At 46.8% G+C, this 22,714-nt stretch carries 21 protein-coding genes and 1 riboswitch; all 21 genes read left to right on the top strand.

Features of this window, described 5'->3' with window-relative positions; translation table 11 throughout:
* The first annotated feature begins 153 nt into the window (after positions 1-153).
* Entirely contained in the window at positions 154-1,449 is a 1,296-nt protein-coding gene (locus C558_RS0127385; RefSeq protein ID WP_018759497.1) for an HD domain-containing protein, read from the top strand.
* 50 nt (positions 1,450-1,499) lie between these two features.
* Positions 1,500-2,267: a TatD family hydrolase gene (locus tag C558_RS0127380; RefSeq protein ID WP_018759496.1), complete on the top strand. Its 768-nt coding sequence runs from the start codon at positions 1,500-1,502 to the stop codon at positions 2,265-2,267.
* Between the two features lie 181 nt (positions 2,268-2,448).
* Positions 2,449-2,635: riboswitch (cyclic di-AMP (ydaO/yuaA leader) on the top strand.
* A gap of 268 nt (positions 2,636-2,903) precedes the next feature.
* Positions 2,904-4,028: a resuscitation-promoting factor gene (locus tag C558_RS0127375; protein WP_018759495.1), complete on the top strand. Its 1,125-nt coding sequence runs from the start codon at positions 2,904-2,906 to the stop codon at positions 4,026-4,028.
* A gap of 144 nt (positions 4,029-4,172) precedes the next feature.
* Positions 4,173-4,718: a ribonuclease M5 gene (gene rnmV / locus C558_RS0127370; RefSeq protein WP_026264167.1), complete on the top strand. Its 546-nt coding sequence runs from the start codon at positions 4,173-4,175 to the stop codon at positions 4,716-4,718.
* A gap of 5 nt (positions 4,719-4,723) precedes the next feature.
* On the top strand, positions 4,724-5,626 hold the full coding sequence (rsmA, locus tag C558_RS0127365; protein ID WP_018759493.1) for a 16S rRNA (adenine(1518)-N(6)/adenine(1519)-N(6))-dimethyltransferase RsmA: 903 nt from the start codon (positions 4,724-4,726) through the stop codon (positions 5,624-5,626).
* A gap of 106 nt (positions 5,627-5,732) precedes the next feature.
* A complete protein-coding gene (gene yabG, locus C558_RS0127360) occupies positions 5,733-6,626 on the top strand; it encodes a sporulation peptidase YabG (RefSeq protein ID WP_018759492.1) in 894 nt (297 codons plus the stop codon).
* A gap of 125 nt (positions 6,627-6,751) precedes the next feature.
* Positions 6,752-7,027, top strand: a complete 276-nt coding sequence (gene veg / locus C558_RS0127355; protein WP_018759491.1) for a biofilm formation stimulator Veg — start codon at positions 6,752-6,754, stop codon at positions 7,025-7,027.
* Positions 7,028-7,180: 153 nt separating this feature from the next.
* Positions 7,181-7,354: a small, acid-soluble spore protein, alpha/beta type gene (locus C558_RS0127350; protein ID WP_018759490.1), complete on the top strand. Its 174-nt coding sequence runs from the start codon at positions 7,181-7,183 to the stop codon at positions 7,352-7,354.
* Between the two features lie 143 nt (positions 7,355-7,497).
* Positions 7,498-8,352 carry a 4-(cytidine 5'-diphospho)-2-C-methyl-D-erythritol kinase gene (gene ispE / locus C558_RS0127345; protein ID WP_018759489.1) on the top strand — a complete coding sequence of 285 codons (855 nt, stop codon included), beginning with the start codon at positions 7,498-7,500 and terminating at the stop codon, positions 8,350-8,352.
* A gap of 84 nt (positions 8,353-8,436) precedes the next feature.
* Positions 8,437-9,270 carry a pur operon repressor gene (purR, locus tag C558_RS0127340; protein ID WP_018759488.1) on the top strand — a complete coding sequence of 278 codons (834 nt, stop codon included), beginning with the start codon at positions 8,437-8,439 and terminating at the stop codon, positions 9,268-9,270.
* Positions 9,271-9,276: 6 nt separating this feature from the next.
* Positions 9,277-9,654 (top strand): RidA family protein, encoded by a 378-nt coding sequence (locus C558_RS0127335; RefSeq protein WP_018759487.1) that lies wholly within the window; start codon positions 9,277-9,279, stop codon positions 9,652-9,654.
* 138 nt (positions 9,655-9,792) lie between these two features.
* Positions 9,793-10,077: a septation regulator SpoVG gene (spoVG, locus tag C558_RS0127330; RefSeq protein WP_018759486.1), complete on the top strand. Its 285-nt coding sequence runs from the start codon at positions 9,793-9,795 to the stop codon at positions 10,075-10,077.
* Positions 10,078-10,243: 166 nt separating this feature from the next.
* On the top strand, positions 10,244-11,638 hold the full coding sequence (gene glmU / locus C558_RS0127325) for a bifunctional UDP-N-acetylglucosamine diphosphorylase/glucosamine-1-phosphate N-acetyltransferase GlmU (RefSeq protein ID WP_018759485.1): 1,395 nt from the start codon (positions 10,244-10,246) through the stop codon (positions 11,636-11,638).
* A gap of 103 nt (positions 11,639-11,741) precedes the next feature.
* Positions 11,742-12,695 carry a ribose-phosphate diphosphokinase gene (locus C558_RS0127320; RefSeq protein ID WP_018759484.1) on the top strand — a complete coding sequence of 318 codons (954 nt, stop codon included), beginning with the start codon at positions 11,742-11,744 and terminating at the stop codon, positions 12,693-12,695.
* 125 nt (positions 12,696-12,820) lie between these two features.
* Complete coding sequence (gene pth, locus C558_RS0127315) at positions 12,821-13,381, top strand: aminoacyl-tRNA hydrolase (protein WP_018759483.1); 561 nt, start codon at positions 12,821-12,823, stop codon at positions 13,379-13,381.
* An 84-nt stretch (positions 13,382-13,465) separates the two neighbouring features.
* On the top strand, positions 13,466-13,696 hold the full coding sequence (gene fin / locus C558_RS33450) for an anti-sigma-F factor Fin (protein ID WP_083927291.1): 231 nt from the start codon (positions 13,466-13,468) through the stop codon (positions 13,694-13,696).
* A gap of 229 nt (positions 13,697-13,925) precedes the next feature.
* A complete protein-coding gene (gene mfd, locus C558_RS0127310) occupies positions 13,926-17,453 on the top strand; it encodes a transcription-repair coupling factor (protein ID WP_018759482.1) in 3,528 nt (1,175 codons plus the stop codon).
* Positions 17,440-18,495, top strand: a complete 1,056-nt coding sequence (locus C558_RS0127305; protein WP_018759481.1) for a peptidylprolyl isomerase — start codon at positions 17,440-17,442, stop codon at positions 18,493-18,495. The genes mfd and C558_RS0127305 overlap by 14 nt, the downstream gene beginning before the upstream one ends.
* Before the next feature lie 285 nt (positions 18,496-18,780).
* Positions 18,781-19,323, top strand: coding sequence for a stage V sporulation protein T (gene spoVT, locus C558_RS0127300; RefSeq protein WP_018759480.1), 543 nt, complete (start codon positions 18,781-18,783; stop codon positions 19,321-19,323).
* Positions 19,324-19,454: 131 nt separating this feature from the next.
* Positions 19,455-21,152: a putative polysaccharide biosynthesis protein gene (locus C558_RS0127295; protein WP_018759479.1), complete on the top strand. Its 1,698-nt coding sequence runs from the start codon at positions 19,455-19,457 to the stop codon at positions 21,150-21,152.
* Positions 21,145-22,623, top strand: coding sequence for a bifunctional methyltransferase/pyrophosphohydrolase YabN (gene yabN, locus C558_RS0127290; protein ID WP_018759478.1), 1,479 nt, complete (start codon positions 21,145-21,147; stop codon positions 22,621-22,623). Before C558_RS0127295 ends, yabN begins: the two co-directional genes overlap by 8 nt.
* Positions 22,624-22,714 lie beyond the last annotated feature (91 nt).

Raw genomic sequence — 22,714 nt, 5'->3', positions numbered from 1 at the left:
TATGGGCTGCTACTAATAGTAGATAAATCAAGGGAAGACGGGTTTTTGAGTCTAAAAGTCTACGAAAATGAATTGGAAAAATAAAACTGACACGATTCGACAAAATCTATAGTTGTACGACTTTATTCTAGTTCGATAGGGAGGGTATGAGATATGTATAGTTTACAATTACAAGAAGAAAAGGTATTCAAAGACCCGGTACATAAATATATTCATGTGCAGGATCAGACCATTTGGGACTTGATCAATGCTAAAGAATTTCAGCGATTACGCCGGATACGGCAGTTAGGAACGTCTTACTTAACCTTTCATGGGGCGGAGCATAGCCGATTTTCGCACTCCTTGGGCGTGTATGAGATTACGCGCAGAATTATTTCGCAATTCGAACGAAGCGGGTATTCAGATTGGCCGCAGGAAGAGAGGCTGCTTGCGCTGTGTGCAGCGCTGCTACATGATCTTGGCCATGGGCCGTTCTCGCATTCGATTGAAGAGGCGTTTCAGATGCATCATGAAGATTGGACTTGTCGAATCATTCGAGAGAACTCGGAAATCCATGAGGTTCTACGACGAATATCGGATGACTTCCCGGAGCAGGTTGCATCTGTTATTCAGAAGACGTACGATAAACCTATTGTTGTTCATCTTGTATCCAGTGCACTCGATGCGGACCGTATGGACTATTTACTTCGAGACGCGTATTTTACCGGTGTGAATTACGGGACATTCGACATGGATCGCATACTTCGGGTGTTAAGACCTTATCGAGGCCGCATTGTTGTGAAGGAGAGCGGTATGCATGCGATCGAGGATTATTTGATGTCGAGATACCAGATGTACTGGCAGGTTTATTTCCATCCTGTGACACGCAGCTCTGAAATTATCCTGCGACAAATTTTCAAACGGGCACAAGAATTGTATGACAACGGGTATTCGTTCCAATTCATGCTCGAGCCATTACCTTCTTTATTTGAAGGAAAAATTTCAATGGAACAATATATACGTCTCGATGAGGCATTGATTCAGACGGTATTTATGCAGTGGACGCAGGAGCAAGATGAGATCCTTGCGGATCTATGCGATCGGTTCATGGAACGTAAATTATATAAATATGTCACGTTAGATCACTTGGATGATCAGCAAAAAGATAAGATACATGAGCAATTCGTACATGCCGGGTTAAATCCAGCCTACGATCTGGAAATTGACTCGCCAACGGACTTATCCTATTCGATTTATCGCTCAGGAGAACATCCGATGGGCAAGCAGATAGTGCTCTTGGATCATCATGAACAGCTTCGGGAAATTTCCGAAGTATCCGAAATTGTGCGTTCAATCAGCGGCATTCGCAAAGGCAAATTTCGTTTGTATTTTCCTGAAAATAAACTACACGCCGCTGCCCACCTGCTTGATCGGGAAATTTCTAAATTATTCGATATGCCAACGACATAATCAAGGACAAAAGATATCAAATTAAGACATTAGAAGGAGATTATGGACTGATGTTATTCGACACACATACGCATTTAGACGCTGAACAATTCGACGAAGATCGGGAGGAAGTCATTGCAAGAGCGCTGGAGCAAGGCGTTACGCAGATGATCAATATCGGGTTTAACCGTGAGACGATCCCGACGACCATGAAATTGGCGGAAAGCTATGATTTTATCTATGCTGCTGTAGGCTGGCACCCGCAAGACGCGATTACGATGCAGCCTGGTGACCTCGAGTGGATTGAAAAGTTATGTGCACATGAGAAGGTTGTTGCGATTGGTGAGATCGGACTGGACTACTACTGGGATACCTCACCAAAGGATGTGCAGCATCGCGTATTCCGTGAACAAATTCGGTTAGCAAAGCGTCTTAATATGCCGATCGTTATTCATGATCGGGATGCGCACGAGGATGTCGTTCGCATTTTGCGCGAAGAGCATGCTGAGGAATGTGGAGGCGTAATGCACTGCTTCTCCGGCAGCTGGGAAATTGCCAAGCAATGCCTAGATTTGGGATTCTATATTTCATTTGGCGGCCCCCTTACATTCAAGAATGCAAGGGTTCCCAAAGAGGTGCTCGCGAACGTTCCGAATGACCGATTTTTGATCGAAACAGACTCGCCATATTTGACGCCGCACCCCTATCGCGGGAAGCGAAATGAGACAGGTTATGTACGTCTTGTCGCGGAGGCAGCAGCGGAAATAAAAGGGCTAAATTTGGAAGAAGTTGCTAAAATTACGATGAAAAATGCCCAAGCCTGTTTCCGCTTAGGATGAAAAACGGTGAAAAACGCATGAAAAACCTAATAAACGGGTGAAATAGGTAGTTTTCATCTCAAAAATCGAAGAATATTACAAAATTTTAACCATTAATATCTAAAAATGAGTTTGATGCCTTCTTTACAAGCATGGAGCATTCAGAGTATGATTCAAATCAGAGTTTGAATATTGTTCCATCCATTTTGTATCGCTGAGTCTCCAAATTGGAGAGCGGGGGAACCGATATGGACCTTCTCAGGAGGGTTCGTAATTGATTTCTTAATGGGGTGAATAGAGGGCTTCTCGCCATGAGCGGGATAGCAATCTTAGGGCGACTCTCACGTCCGAATCCGACAGCTAACCTCGTAAGCGTGCAGGGAGAGGTACCCTCGTGCGGCCATCAACTATTGTTTCCAACAGGAAGCCACGAAAGAGACCCTCTTTACGCTAGGCTTCTTTTCTTTTGAATAAAGTTGAGTAGGACGTCATACTGTTACAGAACAGGAGGTGGGGGGACGTACCTAACAGAGGATGGTGTACAGCTGTCACATGCAGGTTGATGCGGCCGTTGTGCAAAAATACAGTATATAGTCTTCGTCAATTTATGATCATGCTTAACACCTGACGGCGGGACTATGAAGGAGGTCTGAAGACGTGGGCGTTTTCCAAACTGAGGAATCCCATGGTACACGATCATCCAGCATGTCTTTCGCATTGCGATGGATGCATGAAAACGTGCGTTTGATATCACTCGTGGCTCTACTGTCACTCGCGATGACTTTCATGTTAATGGTGGTGCTGAATGTTTACGCCAAGAAGGATATTTCTCTGGTCGTAGACGGACAACATATCCAGGTCGAAACGACAAACACAGTATTACAGCACCTACTGGATGAACAAGCTATACAAGTCGGCGCATACGACAAGCTGTCGATGCCGCTCCAATCGGAGCTCAAGGATGGTGACAGCGTTGAAATTTGGCGTGCGGTTCCCGTTCTTGTCACAGCAGATGGTCAGACAAAAAACTTGTTTACGACCGAAAAAACAGTCAAAGAAGTACTCGCAGCTGCGAATATACCATTATCTGAAGACGATAAAATTACACCTGCGCTGAATACACCGATTTCGAACAAAATGGATATTAAGATTACACGCGTCAGTACGAAGATGGTAAATCGCGAAGTATCGATTCCTTTTGAATTCGTCAAAAAGCCCGATGCAACGCTCCTACAAGGCAAACAGAAGCTAATCCAAGACGGAAAGTCTGGACTTGTTGTTCAGAAGATTGAGAAGGTCTTCGAAGATGGCAAGTTGGTTTCGATCAAAATGGTTGATAAGGCCTATAAATCCAAGGCAACACACAAGATTGTTGCTTATGGTACAAAGAAACCTGAGGCTAAAGTCCGAACTTTGTCTGCTGGTGGACCAGGGGTTGCGAAAATTCATAGCCTTGGTAAAGAAGTGAAGTATGCAAAAGTGCTGAAAAATGTAACGTTAACCGCCTATTCTTCGGAAGAAGATGGCATTGGAACGCGGACGGCTTCAGGCACGACCGTAACCGAAGGGCGCACAATCGCTGTAGATAAGGACGTCATCCCGATTGGTTGGTGGGTATACATCGAAGGAGTCGGATTTAGACGAGCGGAAGATACAGGTGGCGCTATTAAGGGCAATAAGATTGACGTGTATATTCAATCCCTAAAGACAGCGAATAAATTCGGCCGTAAGAAGGGGCATACCGTCTATGTGATTGGACCGGTCAAACCGTCGGCGAGCTAATGAGGGTCGTAATTCTAGGCCATGCTTCATTTGCCAATCGTGTATTAATCATATAGTATTATCCATAACAATATGCCATGATAAGAAGAGGGAAACCTCTTCTTTTTGTATTTTGCGGAAGAAAAGAAAGGAAGCGGATTGTACATGATTAAGGAAGTCATCGTGGTCGAAGGGAAAGACGATACCACGGCCATTCGGCGGGCTGTAGAGGCCGATACGATCGAGACCGGGGGGTCTGCCATTAACAATGCGATATTAAAGCGTATTGCGCTGGCTCAGGAGCGTCGAGGCGTAATCATTCTGACAGATCCGGATCATGCCGGGGAACGTATTCGCAAGATTATATCGAATCGTATCCCGGGCTGCAAGCACGCTTTCTTGAAGGAAGCGGATGCCACCTACAAAGGGGACATCGGTGTAGAGAATGCATCGCCAGAAGCAATTCGGTATGCGCTGGATCATCTACGAACGGAATATGAGAAGAATGAACAGCTCATCGATTGGGGTGATCTGATGGATGCAGGACTAATTACCCATCCGAATGCAGCGAGTCGCAGAAGGGCGATGGGAGATATACTTGGGATTGGCATGTGCAACGGAAAGCAGTTCTATAAACGGTGCGGCATGTTCCAGATAAGCCGAGAAGAGTTCTTGGCCGCGTTAGAGCAAATTGAAAATGAAGGGCTGTAGAAATAATGAAAGAAATCAATTCAGCAGGGGCACGCATCGATATTGCGACGCCGAAGCGGACGAAAGATATTATTGGAAAACATGGATTTTCATTTAAGAAAAGTCTAGGTCAGAATTTTCTGATTGATATGAATATATTGAACAAAATTGTAGATGCTGCAGAACTTGATGAGACCATGGGGGCTCTTGAGATTGGACCTGGGATCGGAGCGCTGACAGAACGTCTTGCGCAGACGGCAGCGGAAGTGACAGCAGTAGAGATCGATACACGATTGATTCCGATTCTGGAAGAGGTGCTTGCACCTTATCCGAATGTAGGCGTCATTCATGGAGACGTACTGAAAGTGGATTTGAAGCAAATTTTCGAGGAGCGGTTTTCTAAGGTAAACAAAGTCAGTGTTGTGGCGAATCTTCCTTACTATGTTACGACGCCCATTCTTATGAAGCTACTCGAAGAACGTCTACCGCTGCAAAATATTGTGGTGATGATCCAGAAGGAAGTGGCGGACCGGATGGCTGCTCGCCCAGGTGGGAAAGACTACGGCAGTCTAAGTGTTGCAGTCCAATATTATTGCGAGCCAGAGCTGGTATGTACGGTACCGCATACGGTGTTCATTCCACAGCCGAACGTAGAGTCTGCTGTGATTAAGTTGAAGGTGCGGGATACACCGCCAGTTCAGGTCGCAGACGAAGCCCATTTCTTCCAAGTAGTACAATCCTCGTTCGCGCAGCGACGGAAGACGATTGCGAATAACTTGAAGGCAAGATTCTTCAATGAAGGCGGCCGTGAGGCGCTGGAGGCCGCGTTACAGGAAGCGGGTATCGAACCCCAGCGCCGAGGCGAAACGCTAAGTATCGCTGAATTTGCGCGTCTTAGCGACGTATTGTTGGCAGCAGGACGGGTATAACCGCTAAAATCCGGTTGATTGCATGAAATCGATGTGGATTCGAACAGAAGATAGACACCAATCCATGGGCACCTCCATACGATAGACAGAAGAGGTGATTTGGGCCATGAAGCAAGGAGATCTTGTCGTTCGAAAATCGTATGGCGGAGACGTCACATTTCGCATCGAGGCATTTATGAAAGATTTAGTGATTATCAAGGGGATTGACTTTCGTCTATTGGCGGATGCTCCCACGAATGATTTGATGCCTGTAACCGAGGGGAAACCTCTACATTATAAAGAAGAGCAGGCTTTTATTCGTGCGAAGGAATCGACTCGGCTTCTGGAACAGCATAGACGCGTGCAGACTGAGCGGAACCAGGCAGATTTGAATCAGAAAATGATGAACCACCAACCTTACTTTGAAGTACCCGGCAAAGTGCTCCACTTGGACGGGGATCCGAATTATTTAAGGAAGAGTCTGGATTTGTACAATCAACTGAGGGTCCCAGCCGAAGGCCATTACGTGACAGAAGCAAACATGTCTGACGTCCTCTACCGACTGCTTCCCCGTGTCAAACCGGATATCGTTGTCATCACCGGACATGACGGCGTCTATAGGCATTTGAAGAATCGTGATTTGTACAGCTTGTCCAGTTATAAGAACTCTCAGAATTTCGTGAATGCCATCAAAACGGCACGGCAATATGAACGGAATTTCGATGTGCTGAATATCGTTGCAGGGGCATGTCAGTCACATTTTGAAGCACTGCTCCAAGCAGGTGCGAACTTCGCAAGCTCACCGGGACGTATTCTCATCCATGCGCTTGATCCGGTGTATGTTGCAGCGAAGGCATCTTTTACACCGATCCGGGAGACGATAAATATTGTGGAAGTTCTCTCCCAGACGATTACGGGAACCGACGGTATGGGTGGTATTGAGACGCGGGGAAGTTATCGAATCGGTCTTCCGAAACTTCGAGACTTAACTAATTTGGACATCGTTCCGTCGATTCCGTGAATAATTTTCGAAATTTAACAAAATTGCCGTTGACAACTTCAAATAATCGTTGATATAATATTCAGTTATTTGACATCACCCCTTGAATTGGTTATAATGGACAAGGAAAGAGGTGGTAGTTGACAATGGCTAAAAATGCGCTGTTGGAAATTAAACGTAGCCTAGAAGCCCATGTCGGGCGAAAAATTATGCTGCGAGCAAACGGTGGTCGCCGAAAGACCATTGAACGTACCGGTGTACTTGAAGAAACCTACCCATCTGTTTTCATTGTTAAACTTGACCAGGACCAGAACGCATTTAAGCGTGTTTCATACAGTTACGCCGACATTTTGACGGAATCTGTGGAATTATCGGTATGCGAGGACGATGGCCAAGTGCGCATCACATATATCCAGAATTAAGGCTTTTGTAGTAAGCATCACGGCAGCCCTTCGGGGCTGTCTTTTTTCATGGAGTGATAGGTGAGTATGATCTGGATAGGGAACAGCCATACTAACGATAAGGGCAACGAATACACTCCAGTCATAAATACATCCCTTAAAGGAGGACCTGAGATGAGCCGCAGAAGAAGTGTCATGTCAGATCAATTGAAAGTTGAGCTTGCAAAGGATCTCGGGTTTTATGAAACAGTCCAGAATGAAGGTTGGGCCAACATCCGAGCCAAGGATGCAGGAAATATGGTCAAACGCGCCATCCAATTGGCTGAACAAGCCGCATCAAGAAAATAATCATCATGAGCGAAGGATGTCCGACACAGGTGGCGTTCTTCGCTTTTTATTTCCTGTGACGGCTTCAAATGACTTCAATATATGATTCTGATATAATATGTTAAGTTCCTAGAACGTTTGATCAGATAAAGTAGGTGAAGACCGTGAAAGTATATGAGAAAGCGCCAGCCAAGATCAATTTATTGCTGGACGTGTTACATAAAAGAGAAGACGGTTACCATGAAGTTGAGATGATTATGACGATGGTCGATCTCGCAGATCGTCTCGAGATGGAGGAATTGCCTCGCGACACGATTATTATATCGAGTCAAGCGGGTTATATTCCGCTTGATGAGAAGAACCTAGCCTTTCAGGCCGCGAAGCTTATTAAGGATCGCTATGACGTCAAGCAGGGTGTCTATATCCACCTGGATAAGAAGATCCCGGTGGCTGCAGGTCTTGCAGGAGGAAGCAGTGATGCAGCAGCAACACTGCGTGGATTGAATCGCCTCTGGAAGCTGAATATTCCGGATCTTGAACTTCAGGAGTTGGGTGCTGAGCTGGGCTCAGATGTTCCTTTCTGCGTGACGGGAGGTACGGCGATTGCTCGAGGTCGTGGCGAGAAATTAGAAATGATCCCGAATCCGCCGCAATGTTGGGTGATTCTAGCAAAGCCGCCGATCAATGTCTCTACCGCCGATGTCTATGGACGGTTTCGGGTAGACAAGTTGAACGGCCACCCTTCCATGGCGGATATGATCTCTGCGATCGAAAATCAGCAGTTCCACGATGTGTGCGGACAACTTGGTAATGTGCTCGAAGATGTGACCTTATCGCTATACCCTGAAGTACACCAGTTGAAGGACGCAATGATGAAGCTGGGAGCAGATGGGGTATTGATGTCAGGCAGCGGACCGACGGTCTTCGGCCTTGTATCGAAGGAATCCAAAGTGGCGAGAATCTATAATGGACTTAGAGGATTCTGCAAAGAAGTATATGCTGTTCGTATGCTCACATAATGAAATGAAGGAAATGTTGGTAAAATCCGTACAAAAATGATATATTTTCATTATAATATTCGGATTTAACAGAGGGGGAGTAGAATGAAAAAGCTAAAGAGAAGCGCCCGTCTGGTGGAAATGACACAATTTTTGTTACATCGACCCCATACTTTAATATCGCTCACGACTTTTGCTGAGCGCTACAATGCAGCGAAATCATCGATCAGTGAGGATCTAGTGATCATTAAGGAAGTGTTCGAAGAAGAGGGCATGGGAGATCTTCTTACGCTCGCTGGAGCGGCAGGTGGTGTGAAATTTATTCCGCGTATGCCGAAATCTATTTCATTGCCTATCATTGAGGAATTGTCTCGCAAGCTAGAGGATCCTGATCGGATCTTGCCGGGCGGCTACTTGTATATGACGGATCTTTTGGGGCAGCCTGCCCTGATGAATGAGGTTGGAAAAATGTTCGCAGCGGCGTTTGCAGATGCTCAGATCGATGTGGTCATGACGGTGGAGACGAAAGGGATCCCGCTCGCTTACGCGACGGCTGCCCAGCTCAATCTTCCCGTGGTGCTCGTTCGACGTGACCACCAGGTGACAGAAGGCTCTGCCGTAAGTATTAACTATGTTTCGGGCTCCAATAAGAGCATTCATACGATGACGCTAGCACGTAGAGCACTCAAAGAGAAATCACGTGTACTGATTATTGATGACTTCATGAAAGCAGGCGGGACGGTTCAAGGAATGATTGATCTGCTGCATGAATTCGAAGCCGTTGTTGCAGGTGTGGGCGTTCTCGTCGAGTCTGGTGAACTGGAGAGCAATGAACGACTGCTGAATGATTATTATTCGCTTGCGAAGTTAACACATATTGATTTCAAGACCAAACAAATCTCGGTCGAACCTGGTAATTATTTCGGAGAGGAAGCGTGATTGAGGATGAAATTAGAAACGGTTGCAACAACAAATGCTCCGGCAGCGATTGGACCTTACTCACAGGCCATGAAATTTGGTAATTTATTGTTCACTTCAGGGCAAATTCCACTTGGACTGGATGGACAAATAGTTGAGGGTGGTATTGCGGAGCAGACGCATCAAGTTTTCCATAATCTACAAGCAGTCTTGGCCGAAGCAGGGGCTACATTCTCTAGCGTAATTAAGGCGACGGTGTTCATCAAAGATATGAATCAATTTGCAGCGTTGAATGAGATTTATGCATCCTATTTTGGTGATCATAAACCTGCAAGATCAACCGTTGAAGTTGCCCGTCTCCCTAAGGATGTCCTTGTCGAAATTGAATTGATTGCGTCGATTTAATTCGATAAATGTCGAATCGCATAAATATTAGTTTTAAATTCAAAAAATATTCATAACAATGGTAAAAAAAAGAAGGAATTAGCATGGATATGTGGAATTATACACCAAGTCTCTGATGGAAAAAGGTGGTGAACACACATGCAAATTACCGATGTAAGGCTCCGCCGCGTCAACTCCGAAGGGAGAATGAAGGCGATTGCTTCCATCACTATTGACAATGAATTCGTTGTGCACGACATTCGCGTCATCGACGGGAACAATGGAATGTTCGTTGCAATGCCGAGTAAGCGGACACCAGATGGTGAATTCCGCGATATCGCTCACCCGATCTCTTCCACAACTCGCGAGAAGATTCAAGCAGCAGTTCTCGCTGAATATGAGCGCGCAGCTACGGAAGAAGAAGTCATCGAAGAGGGAGCTTAAGGTTTGTAATTGCGCTTAGAGGAAGGGAGCCGGAGGACGGCTCTCTTTTCTTTTTGTTCAGAATAGGATATATTCTTTAATGAACTGATTAACATGTGCGAAGTATGTCTATTTGTTATGCGTCTAGAGTGAGCATATGGTAAGAAGCGTTTGGGAGGTCGGAACCTTGAAGAGAATGGCAGTTGTGCTTGCTGCAGGACAGGGCAAACGCATGAAGTCGAAATTGTATAAAGTGTTGCATCCGGTATGCGGCAAACCGATGGTAGGCCATGTCGTCGATACCGTATCGCGTGCATCCTGTGAGCGTACAGTCGTTATTGTAGGTCATGGAGCTGATGCTGTGAAATCGTATTTGGGAGATCGCGCTGAATATGTATTGCAGGCAGAACAGTTAGGTACAGGTCATGCGGTGAAGCAAGCGAAATCGCTGCTAGGACATGAAGAAGGTTTGACATTAATTGTATGCGGAGATACGCCGCTAGTGACGGAGACGACACTTGAGCGTTTGATTGCGCTGCACACGGAGAAGGGTGCATCCGCAACGATTCTATCAGCGCATATGGCGAATCCTACCGGTTACGGAAGGATTATTCGTGGTGCCGACGGATCGGTTCAGAAGATTGTGGAGCAGAAAGATTGCACACCTGACGAACAAGCGATTCAAGAGATTAATACAGGAACCTATTGCTTCGATAATGCGAAGCTTTTTGCTGCGCTGGAGCAAGTGACGAATCAGAATGTGCAGCAGGAATATTATTTGACGGATGTCATTGGCATCTTGCGTGCTGCGGGCGATATCGTTGATGCGTATTGCACAACGGATGAAGCAGAAGCGATCGGCGTGAATGACCGCGTTGCGTTATCGGAAGCCGAGCAATTAATGCGTGCTCGCATTAACCGCCAACATATGATCAATGGTGTGTCATTGATTGATCCAGCATCCACCTACATTGGTGCTGACGTTGTGATCGGTCAAGATAGTGTCATCTATCCGGGCACGATGATTCGCGGGAAGACCATTATTGGTAATGAATGCATGATTGGGCCTCATACCGAAATTGAAGATTCTGAGATTGGCGATGGCGTCATTGTGAAGCAATCCGTATTGTCGGAAGCGACGGTAGGCAACGGCTCGGGAATCGGACCGTTCGCTTATTTGCGCCCAGGTGCACGGATTGGCCAAAATGTGAAAATCGGCGATTTCGTTGAAATAAAAAATGCAACGTTAGATGACGGTGCAAAAGTAAGTCATTTGAGTTATATTGGCGATGCAACGGTCGGTAAGAATGTAAATATCGGTTGCGGAGCGATTACGGTCAACTATGACGGGTATAATAAATCTGTTACAGAGATCGAAGATGATGCCTTTGTCGGCAGTAACGTGAACCTAATTGCGCCAGTTAAGGTAGGCAAAGGGGCATATGTCGTGGCTGGATCAACAATAACGCATAATGTAGCAGAGAACGAACTAGCTGTTGCAAGAGAACGCCAAGTGAATAAGCCGGGATATGCGGAGAAATTGCGCGCCCGTGCTAGAGCGAAGAAAGAGCGTAATTCGTAACCACAATGGATTTATCATGTTTGGTTATCGGCAGGAACAAGACGAACTAGGTTATGATAGCAACACTGACTATACAACGACTGGCACGGAGGGTTTTTATTCTATGGCTTATTGTGACTCAAAATTAAAGATTTTTACATGCAACTCGAATACGTCTTTGGCACATCGCATTGCTGAACATATCGGCGTACCGATGGGAGATTCGGAGACACTCGCATTCAGCGATGGCGAGATCCATATCAAGCTAACCGAGAGTGTTCGTGGTTGTGACGTCTATGTCGTTCAATCAACGTGTGCACCGGTTAATGATAACTTGATGCAGCTGCTCGTTATGGTAGATGCTCTGAAACGGGCATCGGCGAAGAGTATCAATGTCGTCATTCCGTATTACGGCTATGCACGTCAAGATCGTAAGGCTCGTTCACGCGATCCGATCACAGCGAAGCTCGTTGCGAACTTGATCGAGACGGCAGGCGCACATCGCGTCATTACAATGGATTTGCACGCAACGCAAATTCAAGGTTTCTTCGATATTCCAGTAGATCATATGCTGGGTGTTCCGATTCTGGCGCAATATTTCCGTTCGAAGCAAATCGAGGATGTCGTTGTTGTCTCACCTGACCATGGTGGTGTTGTTCGTGCCCGTAAATTGGCTGATTTCTTGAAAGCCCCACTTGCTATTATTGACAAACGTCGTCCTGAGCCGAATGTGAGTGAAGTCATGAACATTATCGGTGAAGTTAAAGGGAAAACTGCCATTGTTATCGATGATATTATCGATACGGCTGGTACGATTGTTCTAGGTGCCAATGCATTGCGTGATGCAGGTGCCAAAGAAATTTATGTTTGTTGTACACATCCGGTCTTATCCGGACCTGCGATGGAACGTCTTGAGAATGCACCAATCACGGAAGTTATCGTGACAGATACGATTCCAATTACGCATCCTAATCCAACAAGCAAACTCAAAGTATTATCCGTTGCGCCTTTGATGGGCGAAGCGATTATCCGTGTCCACGAAGAGTTGTCGATCAGCAAGCTGTTCGAAATCGAATAAGAGTAAGCTAAGCATACGAATGATGAAGGGTTACAGCTCCGCGCCTAGTGGAGAAGTAGCCCTTGTCGTTCAAATATAAGAATCTATAAGTTTTACCTATAGGCATAGAGAGGAATTGCACACATATGAAATGGATTGTCGGACTTGGGAATCCCGGGACATCGTATCAGAAGACGCGGCATAATGTCGGATTTATGGCGATTGATGAACTTGCGAGACGTCATAACATCGCCGTCACCCAGAACAAATGCAAAGCGCTTATCGGCGAGGGGCATGTGAACGGGAAGAAGGTTGCCTTGATCAAACCGATGACGTATATGAATCTATCAGGCGAGTCGGTTCGGGCATTCATGGATTACTACAAAGTGAATCTGGAAGATTTAATTGTCGTCTACGATGATCTTGATACGGAGATTGGACGGATTCGCCTTCGTTATCAAGGTAGCGCAGGTGGGCACAATGGGATTAAATCAATCATTCAGCACACTGGCACTCAGATTTTCAACCGTGTTCGGATGGGGATTTCAAGACCGCCAGCAGGGTTCAATATTGCCGATTATGTCCTCAATAATTTCCCGAAGGCTGAAGCAGCGCCGCTCGAAGACATGATCGGAGCAACCTGTGATGCACTTGAATTCGCGATGCAGAATCCGTTCGAAACGACGATGGCGAAGTTCAACGGGTGACCTAAAATCCATACTGGATAATACGGCTAATTCTGAGAAGGATGGGCATACTGGGGGTATATCCTACTCTCAGGAGGCATATAGATGTCAGTAAACTATATTTGCAGGCATTGCGGGACGTCGCTAGGCCGTATTGATCAAGAACATGTAAGTGAGACGCAACTCGGGTTCCATTCCTTGACCCCTGAAGAACGCAACGATATAATATCGTATAACTCAAATGGAGACGTTACCGTGCGAGTGACATGTGATTACTGCAGAGAAGCACTCGACAACCACCCAGAATTGTCGCTCTTATCGAGTCCACTACAGTAGAAGTGTTGTACAAAAGATGATAGAAGCCTTGGCATGTTCGCCGAGGCTTATTTGTAAAAGATCCGAAGAATGGTATGGCCCATGTATACAAATTTGTAGAGGCGCTTCCCGTCATGAAGACGGCGAAGCCAATTCTACATGGTGTTGGTACGCGTTCTTGAACGCTGTATTTCCATGCCATTCCATGGATTCTCTTAAGAGATGAGTTATTCAGAGAGAGGTGCCCGCGTTGTTACACGCACTTATTCAAGCATTATCCGAAGATCGAGATTTTAAATCCATTACAGCAGGCCTTGAATCCGGGATGCGAGAGCAGCTCATATCAGGACTCACAGGTTCTTCGCGACAAGTTGTGATCGCTGCGCTGTTCGAGAAGTTGCAGCGTCCGATCCTCATCGTGACCCATAATATGTTCGCAGCGCAGAAAATCACCGAGGATTTGCAGGAGTGCATCTCACCGGAGCATGTGATGCTGTATCCTGCCAATGAGCTGGTCGCAGCAGAATCAGCCATTTCAAGTCCTGAGACGTTAGCGCAGCGCATCGATGTCTTGATGAAGTCCTCTCGCGGCTTCCGCGGTGTTATCGTCGCTCCTTATTCCGGTGTGCGCAGATTCATTCCGACTCGAGAGATGATGAAGAGCGCACACCTCGATATTAAAGTCGGGGAGACGCTGGAGATTAATGCCTTTATGAAGCGTATGGTGGAGCTCGGATATGAACGGGTAGAGCAGGTCCAATCACGCGGTGAAATGAGCGTACGCGGCGGAATTGTGGACTTCTATCCACTAACATCACGGCTTGCTTACCGGGTGGAGTGGTTCGGTGATGATATCGACTCGATTCGTACATTCGATCCGACGGATCAGCGTTCGGTGGACAAGGAAGAAGCCATCGTCATTCCACCATGTAAGGAGATTATTGCCGATGCACGGCGATTCCAGAATGGGGCTGTGCATGCATCGGAACTGCTCGATAAGCAGCTGGAGAAAATGGCGGATCGCAATGCGAAGAGTTTGCTTCGCGAAGAGATCGGTCGTGAGCTCGAGATGCTGCGGGAGCAGATCTATTTTCCGGACCTCTATAAATATATTTCGATGTTGTTCCCGGAGCGGGAGACGTTATTCGACTACATGGCGGAAGATACTCTCCTCATTCTGGACGAACCAACGCGTATATTGGAGATCTCGAAGCAGCTTGAACGGGACGAGAGTGAGTGGAATCTGCATTTGATGCAGAATGGCAAATCAATGCCAGGCTTCGTTCTCGGTCATACGGCCGATCATATGCTGCATCATCCTCCGTTCCAGACGTTGTTCTTGTCGCTGTTCTTACGTCAAATTCCACATACGCAGCCGCAGAATATCGTTAATTTCATGTGCCGCGCGATGCAGGATTTCCATGGGCAGATGAACGTGCTCAAGGCAGAGATGGAGCGCTGGAAGAAGTCTGGGGCGACGGTCATGATGCTCGCGAGCAATGACGAGCGGACAGAGCGGATGCGCCGCGTTCTGCAAGATTACCAGATTGACGAGCCAATGATTCTGAAGGGCAACCTGCAGACAGGGTTCGAGCTGTCTTCCATCCACCTTGTCGTCATTACCGAAGGCGAGATGTTCTCGCAGAAGCAGCGCAAAGTTCGTAGTAAAATTGATAAAAAAGTCGACAATGCCGAACGCATTAAGAGCTACACCGAGCTGAAGGTCGGCGATTATGTTGTGCACACGAACCATGGTATCGGGAAATACATGGGGATTGGGACGCTGGAGATCAACGGTATCCATAAAGACTATCTGCATATTCTGTATGCAGGAGGCGACAAGCTATCCGTGCCGATCGAACAGATCGATATGATCCAGAAGTATGTCGGCTCGGAAGAGAAAGAGCCGAAGATTTACAAGCTAGGCGGTAACGATTGGGCGAAGGTTAAAAATAAAGTGCGTTCTTCCGTGCAGGACATTGCGGATGATCTAGTCAAGCTCTATGCGGAACGTCAATCCGCACCGGGTTTTGCTTTCGAGAAGGACACGCCTGAGCAGCAAGAGTTCGAAGCGATGTTCCCCTATGATGAGACGATCGACCAATTGCGTGCGATTGAAGAGATCAAGAAGGACATGCAGAACAATGTGCCGATGGACCGTCTATTGTGCGGTGATGTTGGATACGGGAAGACGGAAGTTGCCGTTCGCGCAGCGTTTAAGTCAGCGATGGAAGGCAAGCAGGTGGCCGTCCTTGTTCCGACAACGATCTTGGCGCAGCAGCATTACGAGACATTCCGCGAACGATTCGCGGGTTACCCGATGAATATACAAGTCCTTAGCCGATTCCGTTCGAAGAAAGAGCAGAATGAGACGATCAAAGGCATCAAACGCGGTACCGTCGATGTCGTCATCGGGACGCATCGTATTCTGTCGCAAGATATGATCTTTAAGGATTTGGGACTGCTGATTGTCGATGAGGAGCAGCGTTTCGGCGTATCGCACAAAGAAAAGCTGAAACGTCTGAAGACGAATGTCGACGTACTCACCTTAACGGCTACGCCAATCCCGCGTACGCTGCATATGTCGATGCTTGGGGTTCGCGATTTGTCTGTTATTGAGACGCCGCCGGAGAACCGGTTCCCTGTACAGACTTATGTTGTGGAACATAGCAATACACTTACCCGTGAATCCATTGAACGTGAATTAGCGCGCGGCGGACAGGTATACTATTTATATAATCGTGTTCAAGGGATCTACCAAATGGCGGAACAAATTTCGGCGTTGGTGCCGGATGCGAGAGTCGCTGTAGGGCATGGACAAATGTCCGAGCAGGAGCTAGAGAAGACGATTCTCGATTTCTTGGACGGTGAATACGATGTGCTCGTCAGTACGAGTATCATTGAGACGGGCGTCGATATTCCGAACGTGAATACGCTCATCGTCCATGATGCCGATAAAATGGGCTTGTCTCAGTTATATCAGCTGCGCGGGCGTGTTGGACGTTCGAATCGGATTGCCTATGCGTACTTTACGTATCAACGGGATAAAGTATTGACGGAGGTTGCGGAGAAGCGCCTGCAATCGATTAAGGAATTCACAGAGCTTGGCTCAGGGTTCAAAATTGCAATGCGCGACTTGTCGATTCGTGGAGCAGGTAATCTGCTCGGTGCGGAGCAGCACGGCTTCATTGCTTCGGTCGGATTTGATCTCTACTCGCAAATGCTCGCGGATGAAATTCAGAAACGAAAAGCTGAGATGGGCGGGGATTATGTTGCACCGCCGAAAGAGATATCGACTGTGATTGACCTGAGTGTCGATGCATATTTACCATCCGATTATATTTATGATAGTATTCAGAAGATTGAGATTTACAAGAAAGTCGCATCCTTGCGTTCCTTCGATGAAGGTGATGAATTGCAGGATGAGCTGGTGGATCGCTTCGGCGACTTGCCACTTGCTGTTCTACATTTGCTAGCGGTTGCGAGGCTCAAAATTTACGGTCGCTGTTATGGCATCGAGGCCATTTCGAAGAAAGGCGATGACGTTGTCATCCGTATTGCAGCGAGCGAGACCGATCACATTTATCGTGACAAATTAGCGCAGCTGGGTGCGCAGTTCGACAAGCGTATTCGCTTTGAGCAGGGTCCAAGTATTATAATGAATGTGAGATGCAAAGGGCTAGATGATTCGCAGATGCTGCAATTGGTAGAAGATGTGCTTAAAAGCGCCAAAGAGGCGTTCAAAACGAAGGGAGAATTACAAGATGTTGTTAAATAACCGTAAAAGTGCTTGGAAATCCTTGATGATCACGCTTGTGGCGGTACTCATGGTATCGTTAATCGCGGGGTGCGGACAGAAGAATGAGGGTTCTGCTGCCAAAGGAGATCAGAGCAAGGTCGTTGCGACGTATAAAGGCGGAACGATTACTGAGAATGAATTTAATAAAGAAATCAGCATGATGACGCTTCTCTATCCGCAATACGCGCAAGTCGTAACGATGGATGAGTTCAGAGAATATTTGCTCAAGCAAGAGATTGCCTACAAAATTCTAGCTGACAAAGCAACAGATGCAGCGAAGAAAGACGGCGAGAAGAAAGCGAAAGAGCAATTGGACCAGATGAAAAAAGCAGCTGGGGATCAATACAAAACCGAGTTGGACAAGCTTAAATTAACGGATCAAGATGTGCTCGCTTATATGACGCGCTTGCTTACAGTTGTTGCGGATTACAATGCGAAAGTAACCGATGACCAAGTGAAGGCCGAATTCGAGAAGAATAAGCAAAACTTCACTACAGCATCTGTTCGTCATGTCCTTGTTGCCTTAGAAACGCAAGACGGTAAAACAAAGCGTACGAAAGAAGAAGCATTAAAACGTGCGAAAGAAGTTCAAGCGAAGTTGAAAGCACCAAATGCCGATTGGAACAAAATTGCGAAGGAGTACTCCGATGACGGAGGTTCCAAAGACAATGGCGGATTATATAAAGATGCAGCTGTAGGTCAGTGGGTTGAGGAATTCAAAAAAGCAGCCGTTGAGCTTCCGCTCAATAAAATCAGCGATCCGGTTGAGTCACAGTTTGGTTATCATGTGATGAAGGTCGAATCTCGTGTTGAGATGACGTTCGATAAATTGACAGCGGATCAGAAGGAATCGCTTCGTGGACAAGTTTCGGGCGCGAGCATGAATCAATTCATGGAGAAGGAATTGCCAGGTTTGATCACAAAAACAGATCTGCCTAAGGTAGAGAAAAAGGAAGAGCCTAAGCAAGAAACTGGCAAAAAAACCGATGAAAAGACAGAACCAACCAGTGATAAAAAGTAATTAAATGTAACATCTGTAAATAAAATTGACTATTTTATGAACAAGCAGAAAATACGTGAAATTTTTTCACTATTTTCTGTTTTTTTGTGAAACGATTCCTTTATTTCAGCGTACAATCGAGATGTATAAGAAACTGGGAGCAGATGAATACTATGGTCAGATTTTAAATCAACCACCAGTTAAAGTTATTTCAAAGGACAGTTTTTTGAACTAACCACATCTCCTCATTTCCATGAACCGTAGTAGTAGAAGTACAACTGATAAGAAAGTGAGGCAACAAGAAATATGAAAGCTACTGGTATTGTTCGTCGTATTGATGATCTCGGACGGGTCGTCATTCCTAAAGAAATTCGCCGCACACTTCGAATCCGCGAGGGAGATCCACTCGAGATTTTTGTTGATCGCGATGGTGAAGTTATCCTTAAGAAATATTCCCCGATTGGTGAGCTTGGCGACTTTGCAAAAGAATATGCGGAGTCTTTATTCGAGAGCACAAATCATATAACATTGATTACAGATCGTGATAATATTATCGCAGTTGCTGGTGGATCCAAGAAAGAATATTTGGACAAGTCCATCGGATCTTTGGTTGAGGAATGTATGGAAAACCGTAAGACATCGATTGAGACGAATTCCGGCACGTATGAAATCGGAAGAGATAATCAAGAGACAATCAGCTCTTACGTTGTAGCACCGATTATCGCAGGTGGCGACCCTATTGGCACCGTTGTTATGCTTAGCAAAGACGAGAATACGAAGATGAGTATTCTTGAGACAAAAATGTCTGAGACAGCGGCTGCATTCTTAGGTAAACAAATGGAACAATAAATCGGGCTACCGATTTTATGAACTCCTATACTCGAAACATACGCAAAGCGTATGCTCGATTATGGGAGTTTTTTATATGCTATAATGAATGGATATAAATTCGGTTAGAATGGATGATTAGAGGGAGAACGATGAGAGAGCAGCAGGACATGGGTTCATTACCAACTACGGAATCCCACGTCGTTAAGGGCGCAATGGTACTTGGACTTGCTGCGTTGCTGTCGAAATTGATCGGGACGCTGCAGAAGATTCCACTGCAGAACATTGCGGGTGACGGTGTTTTTGGTATTTATAATGCGGTGTATCCTTTTTATATTTTGATTGTATTCCTCGCGACAGCCGGCTTTCCGGTGGCCATATCGAAGTTCGTGGCGGAGCGTATGGCCCATGATGATGAAGTCGGAGCAAGACGAATCCTGCATGTATCGATGGTCCTCCTCGGTGTAGCAGGCATCGCCGGGTTTATCCTTCTGCATCAGGGTGCAGATCGGATTGCTGGTTGGATGGATAACATCCACACGGCGGAAGCTATTCGCTGCTCTTCATTTGCGCTGCTGATTGTACCGGTGATGTCCGCCGTGCGTGGTTACTTCCAAGGGAAATCAATGATGGTCCCAACGGCGGTCTCCCAAGTGGCAGAACAATTGATCCGGGTAGCAACGATGCTCTTCTTGCTGCTCATCCTTACACGTGCAGGCTTGGAAGAATCGATCGTTGCTGCGGGTGCAGCACTAGGCTCGACAGCAGGAGGCGTGGCCGGGCTGCTGGTGATGATGTATTACTATCGCAAAGAACGTAGAAGACCATCTCTACAGAGGGTTGAGATACGTGCACAAGGTGCCTCGCACGTGCAAGAGGCTGCTCCATTGCAGACGCTCCTATGGCAGCTTGTACGCTATGCGGTGCTCGTGTGCCTCGGGGCGATTGTGGTACCGATGATGAGTATTGTCGATACGTTTACCGTACCGAGACTGCTGAAGATGTCCTTTGCAGATGAAATGCAAGCCATGGCAGCTTTCGGCATATATAATCGCGGTTTGCCACTGGTTCAACTTGTTGGGATGGTCGCGAGTTCGATATCCGTATCGATCATTCCAGCCATCACACAGGATCACCTGAGCGGCAATCTAGACAAGCTACGGCAGCGATCGACGATTTTGTTAAGATGGTCATGGATATTGGGCGCGGCATCGACACTCGGGATTGTACTGCTCGCAGAACCGATTAACGTGGCATTATACCGCGATTCGAATGGGACAGATACGATGGCATGGGTCGCATGCATGGCTGTGGTGAGTACGATCAACATCATGACTGGAGCGATACTGCAAGGGATCGGTAAGGTGAATGCACCGGCTTGGCATTTGCTCATTGCTGTTGGGGTCAAGATTGCGCTCAATCTCTGGCTTGTACCTGTACTAGGCATGAATGGCGCAGCTATAGCAGGCGTGGTTGCTTACGGTATCGCAGCACTATTGAATGGGATTGTACTCTTTCAGACCCTAGGGCTGCGGATCTCATGGGGTGAGCTGGTCGTGAAGCCACTGCTCATGATGGGGATGTTGTCCGTAACCGTGGGTGCGACCACAACCCTAATGCCGGAATTGCTGCATGGATTCGGTCTAGCAAATGGGCGAGTGGAAGCAGTCATTGTTACGCTTGTTGGCATTGTGATCGGTGTCGTTACCTTTGCAGGTAGCGGAATGGGATTCGGGGTCATTACGGCCCAAGAACTTGCAATGCTTCCCGGTGTGAAGAAGTATATCCCTAGGTTGGAGAGGCTTGGGTTATTAAAAAAAGGCATTAATGGAGGGATGAAGAGTGGATAAATCAATTACAGTGCTGGGGCTTGGTTCAGGTAATCCTGATCAGTTAACCCTGGGCAACTGGAAGAAACTTCAGTCAGCAACCCATGTGTTCGTACGTACAGAGCATCATCCGATGATGACGCTGCTGCAGGATGAAGGAATTGCTTATGCGTCCTTCGATTCGCTCTATGAGCAGCATGATGACTTTCCTGAGGTCTACCGTGCGATTACAGATCGGCTGATTGCATTAGCCGGTGAACATGGCAATATTGTCTATGCCGTACCGGGACACCCGATGGTCGCAGAATCGACGGTACAGCAGCTTAGACAGCGTTGTGGTGAAGCGGGTATTTCCTTGCATATTACAGGCGGCGAGAGCTTCTTGGATCAGGCGTTTACACGTCTTGGGTTCGACCCCATTGAGGGTTTCCAGCTGCTCGATAGCAGCGGCCTGTCGTCTTCCTGGCTTCAGCCGCAGCTTCATACCGTGATCGGTCAAGTCTATGATGTCTTCACCGCTTCGGATGTGAAGCTGGTCTTGATGGAGCTGTACCCGGACGACTATGAAGTCGTGGTAGGGCATGCCCTCGGCGTACCAGGCGAAGAGCAGATCATTCGCGTGCCGCTCTATGAACTGGATCGTGTAGAAGGTTATGGTAATTTATCGCTGATCTGGGTGCCTCGGAGCGACGATGAGCAGCTTCGTAACCGCACATTTGCAAGATTACACGAAATTGTCGGAATTTTGCGCAGTCCGGAAGGCTGTCCGTGGGACCAAGAGCAGACGCATCAGTCGATTCGCAAAAATTTGATCGAAGAAATGTATGAAGTGCTTGAGACGATCGATGATGATGATCCAATTCATATGCAGGAAGAACTTGGAGATGTTATGCTGCAGGTGATGCTGCATTCCCAGATGGAAGAGGAAGTCGGGACCTTCACGGTATATGATGTGATCCAGACGTTAAATGAGAAGCTATTGTTCCGTCATCCGCATGTATTCGGGGACCAGTCGGCAGGCGATGCGAGTGAAGCGCTCAAGAATTGGGAGCAGATGAAAGCTGAAGAGAAGCAGCGTAAAGGCCTAGATCAAGGCGTCACTTCGGTGCTCGATGGCGTGCCTCGCGACCTACCAGGATTGATGAAAGCTTACAAGCTTCAGAAGAAGGCTGCGAAGGTTGGTTTTGACTGGGAGGACTTAAATGGTGTATACTCCAAAATCGAAGAAGAATTTGCGGAGCTGAAGCAGGCCGTCGCAAATGGCGATTCGCATGACGAGCAAATCGGCGAGCTGGGAGATTTATTATTTGCTGTTGTCAATGCGGCACGATTTATCGATGCAGACCCCGAAGAGGCGCTAGCGCGAACCAATCGTAAATTTACTTCTCGTTTTCACTATATTGAAGACCAGCTCCGTATAAATGGTAAATCTTTTGACCAAACTGATTTACTAGAGATGGAAAAATGGTGGCAAGCCGCCAAACGTCAGTAGAATAGGGGCTCAAGATCGACCTATTCGCTGGCAAAATTCTTCTCTATTTGACCTTTTTCGAAAAAAGCTGTCAAAAGAAGCAGGAATTTAC

It is taken from the genome of Paenibacillus terrigena DSM 21567 (assembly GCF_000374845.1).
Classification (GTDB): domain Bacteria; phylum Bacillota; class Bacilli; order Paenibacillales; family Paenibacillaceae; genus Paenibacillus_K; species Paenibacillus_K terrigena.
The sequence above is the reverse complement of the archived record's forward strand: the minus strand, read 5'-3'. Positions and strand labels throughout refer to the sequence as shown.

Excerpts from the sequence above, each read along its gene's own strand:
- C558_RS0127295 (WP_018759479.1), top strand. The coding sequence starts at position 19,455 with ATGAGAGAGCAGCAGGACATGGGTTCATTACCAACTACGGAATCCCAC.
- rnmV (WP_026264167.1), top strand. The coding sequence starts at position 4,173 with ATGATTAAGGAAGTCATCGTGGTCGAAGGGAAAGACGATACCACGGCC.
- C558_RS0127335 (WP_018759487.1), top strand. The coding sequence starts at position 9,277 with ATGAAATTAGAAACGGTTGCAACAACAAATGCTCCGGCAGCGATTGGA.
- spoVG (WP_018759486.1), top strand. The coding sequence starts at position 9,793 with ATGCAAATTACCGATGTAAGGCTCCGCCGCGTCAACTCCGAAGGGAGA.
- C558_RS0127385 (WP_018759497.1), top strand. The coding sequence starts at position 154 with ATGTATAGTTTACAATTACAAGAAGAAAAGGTATTCAAAGACCCGGTA.
- C558_RS0127350 (WP_018759490.1), top strand. The coding sequence starts at position 7,181 with ATGAGCCGCAGAAGAAGTGTCATGTCAGATCAATTGAAAGTTGAGCTT.
- C558_RS0127320 (WP_018759484.1), top strand. The coding sequence starts at position 11,742 with ATGGCTTATTGTGACTCAAAATTAAAGATTTTTACATGCAACTCGAAT.
- C558_RS0127305 (WP_018759481.1), top strand. The coding sequence starts at position 17,440 with ATGTTGTTAAATAACCGTAAAAGTGCTTGGAAATCCTTGATGATCACG.
- purR (WP_018759488.1), top strand. The coding sequence starts at position 8,437 with ATGAAAAAGCTAAAGAGAAGCGCCCGTCTGGTGGAAATGACACAATTT.
- yabG (WP_018759492.1), top strand. The coding sequence starts at position 5,733 with ATGAAGCAAGGAGATCTTGTCGTTCGAAAATCGTATGGCGGAGACGTC.
- pth (WP_018759483.1), top strand. The coding sequence starts at position 12,821 with ATGAAATGGATTGTCGGACTTGGGAATCCCGGGACATCGTATCAGAAG.
- veg (WP_018759491.1), top strand. The coding sequence starts at position 6,752 with ATGGCTAAAAATGCGCTGTTGGAAATTAAACGTAGCCTAGAAGCCCAT.
- rsmA (WP_018759493.1), top strand. The coding sequence starts at position 4,724 with ATGAAAGAAATCAATTCAGCAGGGGCACGCATCGATATTGCGACGCCG.
- fin (WP_083927291.1), top strand. The coding sequence starts at position 13,466 with ATGTCAGTAAACTATATTTGCAGGCATTGCGGGACGTCGCTAGGCCGT.
- C558_RS0127380 (WP_018759496.1), top strand. The coding sequence starts at position 1,500 with ATGTTATTCGACACACATACGCATTTAGACGCTGAACAATTCGACGAA.
- spoVT (WP_018759480.1), top strand. The coding sequence starts at position 18,781 with ATGAAAGCTACTGGTATTGTTCGTCGTATTGATGATCTCGGACGGGTC.